Origin of the sequence: Desulfovibrio gilichinskyi, assembly GCF_900177375.1 — a bacterium.
GTDB classification, from domain to species: Bacteria; Desulfobacterota; Desulfovibrionia; order Desulfovibrionales; family Desulfovibrionaceae; genus Maridesulfovibrio; species Maridesulfovibrio gilichinskyi.
In genome coordinates this window covers 580987-599332 of record NZ_FWZU01000002.1, presented here as the reverse complement: position 1 = coordinate 599332, position 18346 = coordinate 580987, and the positions used below count along the sequence as shown (strand labels likewise).

14 protein-coding genes are annotated in these 18346 nt (G+C 43.1%); 5 read left to right on the top strand and 9 right to left on the bottom strand.

The features are described from left to right. Positions 1-11: 11 nt before the first annotated feature. On the top strand, positions 12-938 hold the full coding sequence (locus B9N78_RS07600) for a DUF362 domain-containing protein (protein WP_085100725.1): 927 nt from the start codon (positions 12-14) through the stop codon (positions 936-938). A gap of 51 nt (positions 939-989) precedes the next feature. Next, positions 990-3392, top strand: coding sequence for a carbamoyltransferase HypF (hypF, locus tag B9N78_RS07595; RefSeq protein ID WP_085100722.1), 2403 nt, complete (start codon positions 990-992; stop codon positions 3390-3392). Between the two features lie 145 nt (positions 3393-3537). Here the strand turns inward: hypF and B9N78_RS07590 are convergent, their stop codons facing one another. The 8 genes from B9N78_RS07590 to B9N78_RS07555 form a co-directional block, all read right to left on the bottom strand. Further along, complete coding sequence (locus B9N78_RS07590; RefSeq protein ID WP_085100719.1) at positions 3538-3966, bottom strand: response regulator; 429 nt, start codon at positions 3964-3966, stop codon at positions 3538-3540. A 45-nt stretch (positions 3967-4011) separates the two neighbouring features. Next, the gene (locus B9N78_RS07585) at positions 4012-4644 is read right to left on the bottom strand and encodes a sensor histidine kinase (protein WP_085100716.1); all 633 of its coding nucleotides are present in this window, start codon (positions 4642-4644) and stop codon (positions 4012-4014) included. A 21-nt stretch (positions 4645-4665) separates the two neighbouring features. Continuing rightward, positions 4666-5019 (bottom strand): response regulator, encoded by a 354-nt coding sequence (locus B9N78_RS07580; protein ID WP_085100714.1) that lies wholly within the window; start codon positions 5017-5019, stop codon positions 4666-4668. Further along, positions 5016-6755, bottom strand: a complete 1740-nt coding sequence (locus B9N78_RS07575; protein ID WP_085100711.1) for a sensor histidine kinase — start codon at positions 6753-6755, stop codon at positions 5016-5018. Before B9N78_RS07575 ends, B9N78_RS07580 begins: the two co-directional genes overlap by 4 nt. A gap of 22 nt (positions 6756-6777) precedes the next feature. Further along, positions 6778-7992: a response regulator gene (locus tag B9N78_RS07570; protein ID WP_085100708.1), complete on the bottom strand. Its 1215-nt coding sequence runs from the start codon at positions 7990-7992 to the stop codon at positions 6778-6780. Positions 7993-8004: 12 nt separating this feature from the next. Further along, entirely contained in the window at positions 8005-10140 is a 2136-nt protein-coding gene (locus B9N78_RS07565) for a SulP family inorganic anion transporter (RefSeq protein ID WP_085100705.1), read from the bottom strand. A 13-nt stretch (positions 10141-10153) separates the two neighbouring features. Then, positions 10154-10747, bottom strand: coding sequence for a TetR/AcrR family transcriptional regulator (locus B9N78_RS07560; RefSeq protein WP_085100702.1), 594 nt, complete (start codon positions 10745-10747; stop codon positions 10154-10156). A 372-nt stretch (positions 10748-11119) separates the two neighbouring features. Next, positions 11120-12259: a pyridoxal-phosphate-dependent aminotransferase family protein gene (locus tag B9N78_RS07555; RefSeq protein WP_085100699.1), complete on the bottom strand. Its 1140-nt coding sequence runs from the start codon at positions 12257-12259 to the stop codon at positions 11120-11122. Between the two features lie 289 nt (positions 12260-12548). On the opposite strand from B9N78_RS07555, the gene B9N78_RS07550 reads away from it, so the two are divergent. From B9N78_RS07550 to mltG, 3 genes are read left to right on the top strand one after another with little or no spacing between them, the layout of a single operon-like run. Continuing rightward, the gene (locus tag B9N78_RS07550) at positions 12549-16100 is read left to right on the top strand and encodes an FAD-binding and (Fe-S)-binding domain-containing protein (RefSeq protein ID WP_085100696.1); all 3552 of its coding nucleotides are present in this window, start codon (positions 12549-12551) and stop codon (positions 16098-16100) included. After that, entirely contained in the window at positions 16097-16504 is a 408-nt protein-coding gene (gene ruvX / locus B9N78_RS07545) for a Holliday junction resolvase RuvX (RefSeq protein ID WP_085100693.1), read from the top strand. The genes B9N78_RS07550 and ruvX overlap by 4 nt, the downstream gene beginning before the upstream one ends. After that, positions 16426-17553, top strand: a complete 1128-nt coding sequence (mltG, locus tag B9N78_RS07540; RefSeq protein ID WP_342743606.1) for an endolytic transglycosylase MltG — start codon at positions 16426-16428, stop codon at positions 17551-17553. Before ruvX ends, mltG begins: the two co-directional genes overlap by 79 nt. Positions 17554-17626: 73 nt before the next feature. Here mltG and B9N78_RS07535 read toward each other — a convergent pair whose 3' ends face one another. Further along, a complete protein-coding gene (locus B9N78_RS07535) occupies positions 17627-18340 on the bottom strand; it encodes a response regulator (RefSeq protein WP_085100690.1) in 714 nt (237 codons plus the stop codon). Positions 18341-18346 lie beyond the last annotated feature (6 nt).

Sequence of the window (18346 nt, the reverse complement as noted above, 5' to 3'; positions counted from 1 at the left end):
TGATACAAATAATGAATCAGAACAAAGAACCAGTCGCATACTTTCGCTTACTTGAATACGAATCTACCTTTATGGATGCGGCAATAGGTTTGATTATTGAAGAAACAGGATTCAAAGTAGCTCCCGGAACCAAAGTTCTGGTTAAACCCAATTTAGTTTCGCCCAAAAATGCTCTAGCCTGCACTCATCCCAATGTAACAATTTCATTATGCCGCTATCTGCTTGATTGCGGAGCCGTTGTTACAGTAGGCGACTCCCCAGGCTACGGAACTGCCGCGCAAGTTTCCAAAGCTATAGGTATGACATCAGGTCTTGCCGCGCTCGGAATTAAGCCCATTACACTCGGCCGCCCTGTTCCGCTGGAATTATCCTTTGGAACCTCAATAGGAATTTCAAGGGATGCACTTGAAACAGATATGATAGTCAATGTCCCAAAACTAAAAGCCCATAGCCAGTTTTTAGTTACCGGAGCGGTCAAAAATCTTTTCGGTACAGTTGTTGGATTCCGAAAAGCTTTTGCTCACACCAGATTCGGTGAAACCAAAGGACTCATGGAGAAAATGGTCCTTGAAGTTTGCGCAGCTATGCCTGTTGCATTTAACCTTATGGATGCAATTTATCCCATGCACGTAACCGGCCCCATATCCGGAAAACCGTTTGCCATGAGTTTGCTTGCAGGCTCTCCGAATCCATATGCACTTGATACCGCAATTTACATGTTACTAGGGTTAAGCCCTAAACGGGTGCAGCTCTGGAAAGAAATAACAAATCAAAAAATTCGCGGCTATGATCCTGATCAAATTAAATATGTAGTTGAACCTCCTGACGACTTTGATACGACAGACTTTATACTCCCCGAAGTTTTAAGTCCTATGGAATTTGAAGTTGTCCGCCTTATTAAAGGCAGATTAAAAAGTCTTATCAGCCGGGTGCGCTAGCACTATGAATCTTCAGCATCGAACACACAATATTCAAAGAGAATTTCAAATATGACCTACTGTCTTTCACGTAGAATACTCACCATCACAGGACAAGTTCAAGGCGTAGGGTTCAGACCTTTTATTTACAAAACCGCGCTTAAGTGTAAACTGTCCGGCACTGTGCGTAACAGCCCCGAAGGAGTGCTGATCGAGATTCAAGGTGACTGTTGTAATCATGAAAATTTTGACAAAGCGTTAAAAGAAGATCTTCCGCGACTGGCCCGAATTGTATCTCTGCAAGAAAAAAAAATTGAACTGATAAACGATGAGACAGAATTCTGCATTCTCTCCAGTACTGCAGGGGAAGGACATTGCGTTCTGATCAGCCCTGATGTGGCAACATGTCCTGATTGTTTTAATGATATGAACGATCCAGATAACCGCAGGTATGAATATCCGTTCACCAACTGTACAAACTGCGGACCGCGTTACACAATAACGCGATCAATTCCTTATGACCGCCCTGTAACATCAATGTCTTGTTTTCCGCTTTGCGAAAAATGCAGCGAAGAATATACAAATCCACTTGATCGCAGATTTCATGCCCAGCCAAATGCCTGTAAAGATTGCGGTCCGAAAGTATGGCTGACAGATAATAAAGGCCATGAGTTCGAAGGAATAGATAATGGTATTGTAAAACTGGCAGAATTTTTAGCCGAAGGTAAAATTGCCGCGGTTAAAGGACTCGGCGGCTTTCACCTTGTATGTGACGCGTCAAATTCTACTGCAGTACAGACTCTTAGAGAGCGGAAAAACCGTCCGGACAAACCGCTGGCGGTGATGGTAAAAGACATGGCTGAAGCTGATAAAATTGCTGATCTTTCAGAAAATGATCATGAACTTTTAGAAGGTATACAACGCCCCATAGTTCTTGCTCCTAAAAGTTCAAATTATCCGCTTGCTTCAGAGATTGCTCCGGACACAGACTTTATCGGCCTGATGGTTCCATACACTCCGCTGCACCATGTTCTGATTAAACATTTTTCCAAGCTGAAACCGTCTCCGGCGGCTTTGGTCATGACTTCCGGCAACATGAGCTCCGCACCTATCTGCATAGGTAATCGCGAAGCATTAACAAGACTGCCGGATATTGCCGATATTTTTCTATTCCACAATCGGGATATCCTTATCCGTGTGGATGATTCTGTAGCCCGCTCAGTACCTGAATTCAACAGCGAACAGGCCGAAAAAGTTGAAGCTCAATCTGCCGGAACTGATTTCAGAACAGTCTTTATGCGCAGAGCCCGAGGCTACACGCCGTCCCCTGTATTTCTCGCAAAGAGCGGACCATGCGTACTTGGGACAGGCCCTGAACTTAAAAATACATTATGTATAACAAAAGGTGATCAGGCATTTTCAAGTCAGCATATCGGAGACATGCAAAACCTCGAAACCTTGCAATTCTGGAAAGAAATACGTTTGCATCTGCAAAATATATTACAGGTTAAACCAAAGCTTATTGTGCATGATCTTCACCCTGATTACATGACCACGGAACTGGCCTCTGAGATAGGAAAAATAGAAGAAATTCCAACCACCTCGCTGCAACATCATTATGCCCATATTTATTCAGTTTTAGCTGAAAATAAGCATTCCGGTCCGGCTATAGGACTTGCTCTGGACGGCACAGGACTCGGTGAGGATCGCACCATCTGGGGCGGAGAGTGTTTATTTATTGATAATGAAAAACTTAAAAATAAACGGCTGGCCAGATTTACTCATCTCAGACTGCCCGGCGGCGAGGCTGCCGTGCGTGAACCGTGGAGAATAGCAAGAGGAGCCGCACGCGACCTGGGGATCGATGCAGAGCGACTGCCGCTTCCTGAAAAATTCAGTGCGGGTGCAAAGATGCTGGATCAAATGCTGGATAAGGATATTAACTGCCCTTCAACAAGCAGCTGCGGCAGGCTTTTCGATGCAATCTCTGCAATGCTCGGGCTTTGCAGTACAATTACCTATGAAGGTCAAGCCGCTATAATTCTGGAAAAAATTCAGGATCTAGGTGAACGCGGACAATATATATGCCCTGTCAAAAAAATATCAGGGAATTCTTTAAATGATGATACAAACGACCTGATAGAAATTTGCACTGGTGAGCTTTTCAAACAGGCATACAGCGATTATGTAGCAGGAGTTTCGTCCGGAATAATCAGCCGTAAATTTCACAAAGGTTTAATTTCAGGGCTGGCTGATTGCGCTGAAATAATATCAAAGCAGACGGGTATTAAAACCGTCGGACTAAGCGGCGGAGTAATGCAGAATTTAACACTTGCAGTTGAACTTCCCTCAGAGCTTTGCAAAAGGGGTTTAACTCCGCTGGTTCACAGAGTTCTACCGCCAAGTGATGCATGCATATCTTTAGGACAGGCGGTATACGGTCAGCAAATGCTTAACATTGAAAGCACTGATTAATATCCCCGGACACTTACGTTTAAGACTTATGTTTAATATTAACTTTAAATAATATTTCACGAATAATTTTTTCGCTCAAAAAAATGCGGTGAAAACTTTTATATAAAGTTTTCACCGCATTTTTATAGAACAGCAAAAATATTTACTACCAGCCCTGATGCTCCAGAATATCCTTCACTTTTTCTTCGGTCTTTTTTTCAACCAGAATCATTTTCCGAGCCTGAGCTTTTTTAATTTTATCAATAAGAACATTAATATCTGCCGGTTTTTCGACAAAGTCCATCGCACCGAGCTTCATAGCTTCAATGCCTTTTTCAACTGTGGCATGTCCGCTTAAAAGAATCACCTGCATTTCAGGTTTACTTTCTTTGATATGTTTAAGAACTTCAATCCCGTCAATACCGGGCATTTGTAAGTCTAAAATAATAGCATCGTATGAATCACTATTTACCATTTCGAGAGCGTCTTGGGGATTTGTGCATGTATTTACATTCATTCCACGAAGTTCCATGCGTTCAGCAAGGCCTTCCACAAATTCTTTTTCATCGTCGACTAATAGTACTTTTTCCGCCATGGCTTTCTCCAACTGAATTAAGAGTTAAGTATAAACTTTCAACACTTAAAAGATAATTTCTAAGACTTTATCCTGAGGCTTTATCTTAACAGATACATTAATGCCTGTTGCCATCGATTCTATTGCCTGAAATTTTTCTTCTGCAACATCATGCTCAAGGCCGCTGACAGCGATTACCTTTTCGCTATTTTTCTGTAAAACTTCAACTGTTATTTCACTGTTTTTTCCGGCACTGTCCATGCATATTTCCAAACATCCGGCAATAAGCATTTCAACTGAAAAAGGATCACATTTTACTGTTACCTTTTCGCCTTCCTTAAGAAGAACAGTAACACATTTTGAGGCGGATACTCTTGTAAAAAGAGCAATTATCAGCGCAAGAGTTTCATTTAAATCAACTTCACATTCCGAAACGTCAACGCTATGCGCGAACCTGTTCATATTCTTGATTATCAAGTCGCCACGCTTAATCTGTTTCTGTATCTTTTCAGCAAGTTTGACAAGCCTTTCAGGGGCAAGTTCCATCCCCTGCGCGGCCATGAGCGATAAATCCTGCAGGAGTCCGGCTTCCTCGTTGATAATTGCCAGAACATTTTTAACATCATGAGAAATTATGGCACTCACCCTACCGAAAAAACAAAGCCCTTCCCGACAAGGAACATTCTCAGTTGACCCCATGATACTCTCCTACTGAAATTATTAAAGACCTAAAGCAATATTAATTCTTTCAACAAGGTTTTCAATTTTAACAGGCTTGATCAAATAACAATCTGCGCCGGAAGATCCTTCGTAGTAATCATCCTCCGAGCCATGACCGGAAAGGAATATAAACTTAAGGGACGGACATATTTTTTCGAGTTCCTTACGAAGTTCAAGACCGCTGATTCGCGGCATTTTCACATCAAGTATCGCCAGATCATATTTCGAAGTATTTACTTTTGCTATAGCTTCTTCACCGCTTGTGACCCATTCTGCGTCAAAACCTCTAAACGAAAGTCGTTCCGATAGAGCGGAAACAAGCTCAAGCTCATCATCAACAAGTAGAATTTTCATTTCCGGCTTTCCTCCTTAGCTATAGGATTCACAGGAATTGAAAAGCAAAATTCAGTCCCTACGCCTAGTTCACTTTTAACAGTCATTTGTCCACCGAGGTCTTGAACCAGTCCATACGTGATAGAAAGACCAAGTCCTGTCCCGCCTGTCTGCTTTTTAGTAGAATAAAAAGGTTCAAAGATACGTTTAAGATCTGTGGCAGGTATACCGCATCCGTCATCTTTAACTGAAAAATCTATTCGATTTTCTTCACCGCGTCCGACCTTTATCAGTAAAGATCCACCGTCTTTCATAGCCTGAAAAGCATTACTTATGAGGTTAAGCAGAACTTGCTCGAGCTTGCCCCGATCAGTTACAATCTCATAAATGCCATTTTCCACATCAACCGTAACATTGATACTGCGATATTCCGCTTCCTTATTAAGAAAACTGAGCACTGTCTCAACTACTTTTTGTGGAAGAACCGGTCTAAGTTCAACATCGTCCTGCCGTGAAAATCCGAGGAGTCGTTTAGTAATTCTGCCGCATCTTTCAACAGAATTTATAACGGAATCTACAATTCCTAGAACTCTGGCATCTGCTTCATATGCTTTATTAAATGTAAACAAATCTTTTAAAAGACCGGCCTTTTCATTAATTATCGCCAGAGGATTATTAATCTCATGAGCAACTCCTGCCGCCAGCCTTCCAATTGAAGCCATACGGTTGTGGTGCTCCATTTTCTGCAATAATTTTGATCTGGTCATGTCTGCCATGTAGATCCGTTCAACCATATAAGAAGCAACTCCCCACATAACCAAAAGAATCACAGCCACACTGATTGTCGATATCCATGTAAGTGTGTCCCTGGACTCCCGCCATGCTTCCATAAGTTCAGCTTCCGGCTTAACTACCATAATAATGAAAGGAGTTCCTTCAATATACGCATAGCCTACAATCGCCCGCAAATCTTTTTCAAGCGTAAGTTCTTTCACCTTGGTCCTGAATGATTTTTCCGGCAGCGGAAAAGACATTTTTGAAAAAACTTTTCCATTCCATTTGGAAGGAGTCTGAATAATACCGGAAGAATTCACAAGAAAAGCATCCGCCCCGGCGGACAGATCAAGCGACGAAAGAATCCCGTTGAACTCTGTTGTATCAAGAGTTGCACGGAAAATTTTGTAGTGAACGTCATCAATAAAATGCTTTACGGCAATAACAAGATGGGGGCTGTCGCGAAATCCCAGAAAAACATCACTGATGTATGTTCCCTGATCCGAGGCCTGCTTAAACCACGCCTGCCCCTTATAATCTTTTCCTTCCAGATTATAGGGGCCGACGTAGGCAAGCTGCTTACCGTTTTCATCGATAATACCCAGATCAACAAAACCGCCGAAACTGTTTTTAAGTGCGCTCAGCATCTCTCCAAGCCGTTCTTTTCGCGGCAGGGAGCGGAAATCATCAAGCTTTACAATTAACTGCAAAGCTGATTTCCGCTCCTCAAGAAAGTAAGCGACTGATCTTCGGGTATTTGAGGTCGTCCTCGCCCCTCGGAGCATATTTTCAGACTTAATAGCTACCCGGGTGACATTAAAATCTATAAAGGCCAAGATGAACAACGGAACCAGCGAAACCACAACAAGAATTGCAAAGCACAGCTGCCAGATGCGCTTGTAATCAAATAAACTCTTATACGGTCCCGCAGTTTTTTTATCCGCGTTCCAGAATTCCGGTCGAAGAAGTCCTTTAAGTGACATGGCCTACCCCGGATAGATTAAGTTAAGCTTTGCGAATTTTTGCGTAAGCTTCTTTAAGTGTTAAACTGAGAACTTCTATATCTACAGGTTTATGCAAATAGGCAAACGCTCCGAGTTCCATACACACTTTCTTATCTTGGTCAGATCCATGCCCCGTAAGGATAACAACCTCAATATTAGGTCTGCTGGCTTTAACCCTGCGCAGCACTTCAATGCCGTCAATTCCGGGCATTTTCAGGTCAAGAATCATTACTTCAGGCTCGTCGTCTTTCACTATATCAAGCGCGGATTCACCATCATAAACAACGTGCGAACCGAGATCGCGCATTAATAATCTTTCAGAAAGAGTCTGAACAAACTCACGTTCGTCATCAACAAGCAGAACTCTTGACGGCAATTCAAAATCCATACGACGGTAAATATCGGGGGAATAAAAATCTTTCCCGAAAGTGACTTCAACGCTTTCAACACCGTCAAGCGGCTGCGTTAGTTCTACCAATTCTTTTTCAAGACGATCAACCAGCAACACCTTTTTATTAATGGTCAACACAACATTTCCGGCTTTAGCCGAAACTTCAACGTTGTGCCCCTTGGTGACAAGTGCTGTTTCAACCTTGGCAGCAAGAAGAAAATCAAGAGCTTCCTGTCTGGAATTATCAGTAATCTGAACAGCCGCATTTCCAAGCTGTTCTTTAATGAGAGCAACAGACTCATCAACACCTATTTTATCGACAGGAACAACCATATCGTACAGAGAACTTGTCCAGGGATCTTTTTCACCTGTGAGTTCTTTTACCCATACACTTCTCTCTTCATCACTACGCTGCATTGCCTTGATAGCTTCTTTTTCGGAAAACCCTTCTTCATTTCGTGCAACTTCAATTCTCTTATGCACATCATCAATAATGCAGACTTTAAGAACGTGCGAAATAGACTGAGAAAGCAGCTGTGCTGAAAATCCCGACACAAGCAGAGCTTCACCCTTGACCAATTTTTCAGCCAAGGCAAGCCTGAGCCATGCTACTGATCTTTCTTTTTCATGATTGAATTTATTGAAAATAGAACCTTTTGATACGAAAGCTTTCGCAATTGCTTTTTCAGACATTCCGCTAAGCTTTGCAGCTTCTGCAACAATATCCGAATCAGTAATCAGACTGCAACGGGTATCATCAAGCAACCGTTTGACAACAGACTCAGCCTGACAAAACAGGCCGCTGAATAAAAGTATATCAGACATCTTCAACCTCCATTAGGAGTTGCTGTGTATGCTACAATAATCTGAAAGAGGGCAATTAGGTTCAGTACCGTCACGATGAGCTTTCTCATGAGTCTGACAAAGTGCCTTTTCAGTATTTGAATAAATATTTTCTTTTCCGATTTTTTCATAAAGATGCGTGCGTTTCAAGACTGCCAGCACCGCTTCATTGATTCCGGAAAGCGAGATATCCACACCGGCACTGCGAACAGTTTCCACAACAAGAGAAAGAGCTTCTTCCCCTGATGCATCAATATCGTTTATTCCGTTGCAGACCAAGATAAGATGATTGAGATCTTTCTTTTCTCTAAGCCGTCTCGCAATCTGCTCTTCAAGAAAACTTGCGTTGGCAAAAAACAGAGGACCGTCAAAACGGACAACTGCCATATGCGCGCATTCCCTGAGTCCATGCAAACTGGCATCACGCAAAACATAATCATCACTGTTGGCAAGGGCGACAACACGGGGACGCATGCTCTTATACAGAAACACTGCCAGTGACAGAGTTACTCCTATAATAATACCCTTGTCCAGATGAGGAGCAAATGCAAGAGTTGCGAGAAATGATATTACTGAGATAGCACCGTCAAACTTCTGCGCTTTCCATGCATGCAGGAAACCTGATGCATTGATAAGACCGATAACGGCCATCATAATAACCGCAGCAAGTACAGCCTGAGGGAGATGATACAACAACGGGGTGAAAAACAGCAACGTAACGGCAACTACAAGCGAAGTGAAAACGCTTGAAAGTCCTGTCACCGCGCCGGATTGCAGGTTAACTGCAGAACGCGAGAAAGAGCCTGATGCGGGATAACTGCTGGTACAGGCACCGAGCATATTAGCAAGCCCCTGACCGATAAGTTCCTGATTAGGATCAAGACGCTGTCCAGTTTTAGCTGCCATTGCTTTAGCAATGGAGATAGCTTCCATAAAACCGAGCAAAGAAATGATAATCGCGAAAGGAAGAAGCTTAAGAATTACTTTGATATCAAGATTCGGAATGACGATAGGCGGGAATCCTGAAGGAACATTGCCGACAACAGCACCTCCACCCATCATTGTAAGTGATTCCGGATTTAGAATTTTATTTCCGACCTTGATACGCCAAGTACGCCCGTCACTGGTCATACCGGCAGGAACAGCACCGCGCAGGTAATAATTAATAGTACCGTCAGCCTGTGCCACACCGCTGAAAAGCATATTTCTAAGTTCTTCACGGTATAAATGTGATTTATGATTAAGAAGCTTTGATTCATAGGCAACAACGTTAAGGTCATGCTCAGCGTCGTAATACCCGATAACATTTTTTGAGCTTTTCGCAGAGTCTTCAGCTACGGAAATATCCGTGCGCTTTTTGGCAAGCTGCTCAATGCCTCTTACTGTCTCATTAAATTCAGTAATCAAAGTCTGTGCTTTTGTATCCTGAATCGCAGAGATATTGATTTTTGCATCATGATTAAAACCTGTTGCCCACGAAAGTACCGTTGTGATGACAACCGCGCAAAGGACATTAGGTATTTTAGGATTAAATCTTTTGAGTCCCATCATAATGGCAAATGCCAATACCCCCATACCGAGTGTCGGCAAATGGCTGTAATGCATTGCACTGCTGACAACGCGCATGATGGTTTCATACTGCAACGATGCTTTATCTACGTAAACACCGAACATTTTTGAAAGCTGTGAAGACGCAATAATAATCGCAGCAGCATTAGTAAAACCGTTAACGACCGGATGAGACAGGAAGTTAACAACAAGCCCGAGACGAAGCACGCCTAAAAGGAACTGGAAAGCCCCTACGAGCAGAGCCAGCAGCAGTGCATAAGCGATAAATCCTGGACTGCCGGCTGTAGCTAAAGGTTCAAGAGAAGCGGCAGTCATAAGCGAAACAACGGCAACAGGACCGGTTGCCAACTGACGACTTGAGCCGAATAGAGCTGCGACCAGAGGCGGCAGCAACGAAGCATACAAACCGTAATATGCAGGCATCCCGGCAAGCTGGGCATATGCCATCGACTGGGGAATAAGTACAAGCGCAACCGTCAGGCCGGAGATAATATCGGCCCTTAATGCTGTATTGCTGTATTTATCAAACCAGCCTAAAAAAGGAAAAATTCGTGTAAGCATCAGATAAACACCTCTAGTTTGATTTCAACATTCTACGAACGGACTCAATAAGTTCATTGAACAGAGCCCCCGCATCATAGAGGTTAAAATTTTTGAATCTCACCAAGCCATCGACCATCGTGAAAACAATGAGTGCACTTTTTCTAGGCTTCACATCACCGATGGAACCATCTTCCTGTCCTCGTACAATTGCCTGCTCAAAAAGAGTCACCAGACAATTATAAATATCCTCCAGATTTTCTCTGAATTCCGTCCTGCTTTCTGCCAGCTGATATATAAAAAGCCGATGCAGAAGAAGGAATTGATGTTCCATTCGTCCGGCGAGGAGAAGGTAAAAAACAACGACCTCTTCCATCATTTCCATTCCGGTTTTGAATTCGCGCTCTTCCATATGCGCATTGAATTCTTCCAGAATGCTGTCCCTTGTCGCAGACAAAATAGTAAGGAGCAGCTGCTCCTTATTTTTAAAATGATAAAAGATTGTCCCTTCAGCTGCTCCGGTCATGCTCGCAAGTTCACTCATTGAAGTATCAGCAAACCCTTTGTTCGCGAAAAGCACGGTTGCCGCTTCCAAAATAGCAGCCTTTTTTTTGGACATTTTAGTCATCATTCCTCCATATAGAAAAACTGACTGAGCACTCAGTCGGAAAATAGACATTATTCTTCATCAAATCCTGTGTCAATATGTCAGCAGCATATTTTCTTGCTACTCAATCTATTTAAACAGACTTAAACAAAGGCTTTTATAAATATTTCAGCATCTAATGCGCTATGATATTTTTTTCACATAATATGCTTTTTTTCACCTAAGTCACTAATCAGAAGTCATTTATCATCGTAATAATAAGTGCATCAATGAACTTTTTATGATGTTTCGTTCCATTATGAACAATTTACGGTTCATTTACCACGGAACAAAAAAAACCCTGAACTCGCAAAAAACGAATTCAGGGCCTTATCATTAAAGACTGAATACTAATTATTCAAAAGTACTGAGGACTTCTCCAAGAATTTTCAGATAATCTTTAAGCATATCCGGCATAATATCTCCCATGTGCCCTATCCTGAATATGGGAGATTCGCCCTGATCCTGTAGTTCTTTATTAATTTTACCGTAACCTGGATCAAATAAATAACCATGCCCGCGCATAAGCTCTTTCACTTCTTTTAAGCGGTCAATTGTCATGTAAGCTGCTGTCTTAACAGCTGTCACGCTTGGCGAACGGTATCCTTCCTGTGCAAACAGCTCATAGCCATTCATCCCATCAACCCAGTCGTGCGCAATTTTGCGCATTTCCTCGTGCCGTTTGAACCTTACTGGAACTGTTTCTGTATTAACAATGTAATCCAGCTGTACACACATCTGATTGCTGAGAGTTCCATTAGGAGTTGTTAAAGTCTGACACAACCTTGCTTTTTCAATTTGAGCCAGAATATCGGTTGTGTATCCTCTGTTTTGAACTCCGGCAGCCTTTTCGAGTGTTTCGTCATTAACATAGCCGATACCGAATCCTGCCGGAAGCCCAAGTGATTTCTGAGTGGAGGTACAGTACATTAAAGGACGGGCTTCACCGATAGTCGAATCAGTTCCGCCGAAGATGCTTACACCGTCTACAAGTGCATAAGCTCCGTGAGCTTTGATAATTTTACAAACAGCAACAACATCATTAATAACACCTGTTGATGTTTCATTATGAGTGAAAGTTACCACCTGCGGTTTATGCTTAATCAAATATTCTTCAAGAACTTTGAGATCAATGGCTTTGCCGTATGGAAATTTTAGCGAAACAAGATTCTTACCGTTAGCAGCAGACAGATTACCGTAAAGATCACCGAATGCTCCAACCGAGACATTGAGGACTTTATCGGTATCCGAAACAAGTGAACGGACTGAAGCTTCAAGCACATTCGTTCCAGACCCATTAAATATGATAGGAGTATATCCTTCAGGGTTTCCGGCAATCGTCATGAGATTGCTCATGATGGAGCCGAAACGCTTGATGTTTTCAGAGTCGCGATGACCGAATTCAGGCAATAAAGCAGCTTTGCGAACTTCGTCGCGCAGCATAATAGGTCCGGTAATGAACAGTTTCAGTTCAGCGAAATCATCTCCAATCATATCTGCATCCTCATTTCAGCTATATATTTAAATGATACATCAGCACTGTAAAAACAATTTAAAGAAGCGGAATAATCTTTTAGTTTGCCCCTGCATGTCAAGCTTTTACATACCTTCATCTTTACAACAACTCAAAGAGTACCTATCAATATATGAAGGGAAAGTTTAAAAAAATAACGTAGACTCTCAATAGAGACTTGCATTTCATCAAGGCGGACCCTATATTTCCTTTTTTTTCTTCACCACGGCAGTTCTGCCTTAGACTACAAAAACTTCACGGTAAGATATTATGCCTCAATTAGGTCCACATATTTCTATTGCATCCGAAGCTCTGCTTTCGCGAGTCCTCGGCTTAAATCCTTTCGATTTTAACGGCTGGCCTGAAAATGTCCGCACACTTGCTGAAAGCATTGCTGCGGAACTTTTTCTAGTGCGATACAACCCGTTCATAGACCCGGAACTGGTTCGCAAAAGTGTTTCAAGAAATCTGACTCTTGCCCGCCCGACACTGTCAGGGGAATATCCGCAAAGATTAACCCATGCGGTCGAAAATTTCTGGCTTAAGCATGATGCGGACATTGAATTCAGACAGCGGCTTATTGAAAAGCTCAAAGAAATTCTACCCGACGAAGGCATCAGCATTGAACCGGATAAACTGGTACAATCCGCAACCGATGCAACAGACTTAAGAATAGAACTTCCAATCGCAGTACTTTTCCCGGAAGACACTCAGCAGGTTCGCGCAATTGTCCGTCTGGCAAATCATATGCAGTTCGGCATTATTCCCCGCGGCGGCGGAACCGGACTGACAGGCGGCGCAATTCCGGCAATGGAACGCATAGTTATCCTCTCGCTTTCAAAATTCAAAAAGATTTTGAGTGTCGATACAGAAGCACTTACACTCTGCGCCCAGTCCGGCGTAATAACCCTCGACGCTATCAATGCGGCCGCAGAAAAAAACACTCTCTTCACAGTTGATCCTGCTTCCAAATCAGCTTCCTCGATCGGTGGTAATATTTCAGAAAACTCAGGCGGTCCTTTCGCCTTTGAATACGGTTGTACAATTGATAATATTCAAAGCTACAAAATGGTTATGCCCAAAGGTAATCTGATTGAAGTCCGCCGTAAGGATCACCCACGTCATAAAATTTTCGTCAATGAGTCAGCTACCTTTGAAGTCTTTGATGGAAAAGGAAATCTTCTCGAGACACTGGTTCTTTCCGCTGATGAAATCCGCAGCCCGGGACTTGGAAAAGATGTTTCCAACAAGTTCCTCGGCGGCTTGCCCGGCGTGCAGAAAGAAGGCGTGGACGGTATCATAACTGAAGCATGTTTTACCCTTTATCCACGGCCTAAAAGTTCCCGCACACTTTGCCTTGAATTTTTCGGGCAATCTATGCGTAATGCAATGATGGTCATTAAAGACGTTGTAGCACTGCGTGACACAATTCGTGAGGAAGGAGATCTCGTAAAGATTTCCGCCCTTGAAGAATTCGGCCCTAAATATGTTCAAGCTATCAAATACATAAAGAAATCTGAAAAATATGAGGGCGATCCTATTTCAGTCCTCCTGCTTCAGCTCGACTCTGATGATGCGGATGCTTTGCAAACGGCAGTGGACAACATTCTTGCCATCGCGCAACCATACGACTCCGTAGATATTTTTGCAGCCAGAGACGACAAGGAAGCTGAGCTCTTCTGGGAAGACAGGCATAAATTATCCGCGATTGCAAAACGGACATCAGGATTCAAAGTCAATGAAGATATTGTTATCCCCCTTGAAGTTATTCCTGATTTTTCGGACTTTCTGGAAAATCTAAACTTAATTTATCTGGCCAAGATTTACCGCCGCTCCCTGCTGGCGGTAAAAGAACTTCAAGGCTTTCCTTTTGAAGAACCGAAAATTGAAATAGCTCTGGAAAGAACTACTCACATTCTCAAAGGGAAAATAACCGGTGCAGAACTTGGCGATCAGGAACTTGAAAGTCAGGTACACTATCTTTTTCAGGAACTTCGTGAAGAATTCCCTAAACTGGATGCAAAAATCAGCAAGATTTTCCAAAAACTTAAAGACCAGCGCATCATCATTGCAAACCACATGCATGCCGGAGACGGAAACTGCCATGTAAATATTCCGGTAAACTCAAATGATCCGGAAATGCTGCACAGTGCTCACGAAGCAGTAGACGATGTTTTTAAGAAAGTTCTTGAACTGAAAGGTGAGGTTTCCGGTGAACACGGAATCGGTATCACTAAAATCGGATACTTAACTGACGAAAAAATATCAGCTATCAGAAAATACAAAGAGATAGTGGATCCGCTTAACATTCTTAATCCCGGAAAGCTTACCCGCAGAGAGCTTCCTTCTGAATCATATACCTTCTCTTTCAACAGGCTTATCAACGATCTGGATAAAACAGCGATCAAAGATAAAGAACACCTGATTGAACTTCTGCGTAATATTCAGACATGCACCCGTTGCGGAAAATGTAAACAGGTCTGTCCGATGTACTACCCTGAACAGGGCCTCATGTATCACCCGAGAAATAAAAACATTGCTCTCGGCGCGCTGATCGAAGCAATTTACTATTCTCAGGTTCAACGCGGTGAACCGGCCCCTGAGCTTATGACAAGACTCAGAAAAATTATGGAACACTGCACAGCCTGCGGTAAGTGTACTTCAGTATGCCCTGTTAAAATTGATTCTGCCGGAGCAGCACTTCAAATCAGAAGTTTCCTCGAATATAAAGGAACAGGCGGTCATCCGATAAAGAACTTAGCACTTGGTTTTGTTTCTAAAGATCCGCACAGCCGACTTCCGAAAGTTGCTAAGTTTTTATCACTTTCAGCTTCTCTGCAAAGTAAAGCTGTGGGGCTTGTCCCCGGGCACTGGCGCAGACGTATGGAATCGCCCATGCTGCACAGCAAAACACCGGCGATGGACTTCAAAAACCTCAGCGAAGACTTAGCACTTGATGTTGCGTCAATGTTCATGAACAGTTCTTCCGCCCCGGACAGTGTTTTCTACTTCCCCGGATGCGGAGCCAGTCTGTTCTCCAGAAATATCGGAATGGCGACACTTTACTTACTGCTTAAATCTGGCGTCAACGTTGTTATGCCCTCTAAGCATCTGTGCTGCGGGTATCCTTTGCTCTCCAGCGGATGTGTAGAAGCTTACAACACAAACCGCCATCGCAACATAAGTGATATTCAGTACAAAATAGCTAAAGCTCACATTGCAGGAATGGACATTTCCACTATCATCACAGCATGTGGAACCTGCCGTGAATCCATCGAATCCTATGACTTTGCTCAAGGGATGAACAAAAAGTTAAAACGCTATGACGCAGTGCAATATCTGCTGACTAATCCCGGCAACCTTGATTTTCACAGTTTACCGGCCAATGAAGAAGTTGTTTACCATGCGTCATGTCACACTGAATGGACAGACACACCTAAATCAAAAGCCCCTGCTATTTACAAACAGGCACTTGAAACAGTTCTCGGCAGCAAGATTATTCTCTCACCGGGCTGCTGCGGTGAATCAGGTCTTGGCGCAATATCCAGCCCTGCAATATACAACAAACTGCGCGACCGTAAAAAAGGCCAGCTCGAACACGATCTTCATGGTCAGAATAAAAAGACTCCGGTTCTTGTGGGCTGTCCTTCTTGTAAAGTCGGAATCAAGCGGAACATTGCGACACTTAAAAAGCATAATAGAGTCCTGCATACTGTTGAATACATTGCAGAACTCATCGGTGGACCTAAATGGCGCAAGGATTTTAAAAAGATGCTTGAAAAAGCCCAGAGATCAGACGGAATCGTCTATTTGAAACCATGAAAACTATAGGCATAGATTTCGGAACCAAACGGATAGGGCTTGCTCTGACTGACGCTGAAGGTATTCTGGCTTACCCGTTCAAAGTAATTGCCAAAACTACCCGTGACGCAATGTTTTCCGAACTTCTTGAAATATTTGAAACGGAAAAGGTCGATGAGATTGTCATCGGCCTTCCTCTTTCACTTGAAGGAGAAGACACCTTAACAACACGTCAGGTCCGCAACTTTGCGGCCTCGCTGGAAAGGCGCACAACTCTACCCATACATCTCGTCGATGAAAGATTAAGCTCTATAGCTGCTGAAGATGAACTCAAGGAGGCAGGACTTTGGAACAGAAAAGGAAAGAAGAATCTGGACAGCCAGGCCGCAAAAATAATTCTGGAAACGTGGCGGGCAAGGGCATAGTCCTGCGCTTTATACTTCCTTCGTTGGCTATTGCCTGCATGGTCATGATGGTCGCAGGTTCATGGTTCATCTACAGCTCATGGGAATTTCTCAATATACCTCCTGAAAGTGAAGGAAGAGAAATTCTGTTCACAGTATCCCCCGGCCAAACCCTCTGGACAGTTTCTGCAAATCTTGCTGAAAATGGACTTGTTTTAGACTCCAAAAGATTTCGTAAACTAGCGCAGGCGGAGGGACAGGAAAACAAAGTCAGAGCCGGAGAATTTAATCTCTGGACCAACATGACCGCGCCGCAGGTTCTAAAAACCCTGACGACAACTTCCGGTATTTTACATAGATTTTCAGTCCCTGAAGGGCTTTCATGGTGGAATACTGCCGATTCAGCAGAAAAATCCAAGCTGAGCACATATGCGGAGTTCAAAAACGCAGTTTTCAATCATGAACTATTAGCTAAATATTCTATTCCGGCTGATAATGCCGAAGGATATCTGTTCCCTGAAACGTACCTGTTGACCAACCCGAAAGAAAACTCAGGCATAACGCTTGTCGAAACTATGCTTAAAGAGTTTCGTGCTGCGGCAAAAGAAGCGTGGAACGGCACACTCCCATCACCTGAACAGATTCATAGAACGGTGATATTGGCCTCACTGGTAGAAAAAGAAACCGGCGTTGCCTCTGAACGCAGAAGGATTGCTGGAGTCTTTGCCAATAGACTGAGACGAGGTTATCTACTGCAAACTGATCCTACCATCATCTACGGACTCGGCGAAACATTTGACGGGGATATCAGGAAAAAACATATTAACGACAAAAACAACCCTTACAACACATATCAGCACCGCGGGCTTCCACCGGGTCCTATATGCTCACCGGGGCTGGAATCACTGAAAGCAGCGATAGATCCTGAGAAAAATGATTATCTCTATTTTGTAGCGAAAGGGGACGGTTCTCACTATTTCAGTAAAAGTTTAGATGAGCACAACAAGGCTGTCAGAAAATTTCAGATTCATCGGAACAGAGATACTTACCGATCGTATAATACTGAATAAATAAACTGATCGCATAAAAAATCCCGCACGGTTAAACCGGAGCGGGATTTTTTGTATCATGTGCACTTGTATCTCAAAAATCAGCCCGGGCATCTGCCTCTGTCTCATACATAGAGGCCATGGAGCTTATGCCCATTGAATGAAAGACAGATTGAAAATTGACCGACAGTCCGGCAATGTAAAGTTTGCAATTATGGGAGTAAGCTTTTTCAATTCCTTTAAGCAAGGAATCCATACCGCCTCCGTTAATCGAAGACTTTTCCTGAAAAATCATTAAAATCTCTTTACAGTCGCTATTTATGGCCTCAGCAAAAATACCGCTTATGAATCCGTCTGACTTTGAAGTAAGGCTGCCCATTACACTTATAACAGCGACATCGCCTTCGAAGGTGAGCTTAACTTCATCCCTTTTGCTAAGAACAAAAGCCCGTCTTTCATCCGAAAGTTTCAGTGCTTTTTCAAGATCTTCACGTTTTACAGGCTTGTTTAAAAAATCAGTTGCATCAAGATTAAGCGCCTTAATAGCAAGCTCCATATCTCCGTGACCTGTTATAACAATAACCTCAGCTTCAGGTGACACAACTTTAATTTTACCCAGAACCTGCAAACCGTCCATTCCGGGCATTTTGATGTCAGTCATTACTAAATCCGGCTTTTCCGCAATAAACAGTTCTATCCCGGCTTCGCCGTTTTCAGCGGTCAAAACCTCATGACCATAGACTGAAAGCAACATCTTAAACATGCTTAAAGTTGCTTTCTCGTCATCAATCACCAAAATTTTACTCACGCTTCC

Bases quoted from the DNA above. Each gene is read 5' to 3' on its own strand.
- B9N78_RS07600 (WP_085100725.1), top strand. From the start codon at position 12: ATGAATCAGAACAAAGAACCAGTCGCATACTTTCGCTTACTTGAATAC.
- hypF (WP_085100722.1), top strand. From the start codon at position 990: ATGACCTACTGTCTTTCACGTAGAATACTCACCATCACAGGACAAGTT.
- B9N78_RS07590 (WP_085100719.1), bottom strand. From the start codon at position 3,966: ATGGCGGAAAAAGTACTATTAGTCGACGATGAAAAAGAATTTGTGGAA.
- B9N78_RS07585 (WP_085100716.1), bottom strand. From the start codon at position 4,644: ATGGGGTCAACTGAGAATGTTCCTTGTCGGGAAGGGCTTTGTTTTTTC.
- B9N78_RS07580 (WP_085100714.1), bottom strand. From the start codon at position 5,019: ATGAAAATTCTACTTGTTGATGATGAGCTTGAGCTTGTTTCCGCTCTA.
- B9N78_RS07575 (WP_085100711.1), bottom strand. From the start codon at position 6,755: ATGTCACTTAAAGGACTTCTTCGACCGGAATTCTGGAACGCGGATAAA.
- B9N78_RS07570 (WP_085100708.1), bottom strand. From the start codon at position 7,992: ATGTCTGATATACTTTTATTCAGCGGCCTGTTTTGTCAGGCTGAGTCT.
- B9N78_RS07565 (WP_085100705.1), bottom strand. From the start codon at position 10,140: ATGCTTACACGAATTTTTCCTTTTTTAGGCTGGTTTGATAAATACAGC.
- B9N78_RS07560 (WP_085100702.1), bottom strand. From the start codon at position 10,747: ATGACTAAAATGTCCAAAAAAAAGGCTGCTATTTTGGAAGCGGCAACC.
- B9N78_RS07555 (WP_085100699.1), bottom strand. From the start codon at position 12,259: ATGATTGGAGATGATTTCGCTGAACTGAAACTGTTCATTACCGGACCT.
- B9N78_RS07550 (WP_085100696.1), top strand. From the start codon at position 12,549: ATGCCTCAATTAGGTCCACATATTTCTATTGCATCCGAAGCTCTGCTT.
- ruvX (WP_085100693.1), top strand. From the start codon at position 16,097: ATGAAAACTATAGGCATAGATTTCGGAACCAAACGGATAGGGCTTGCT.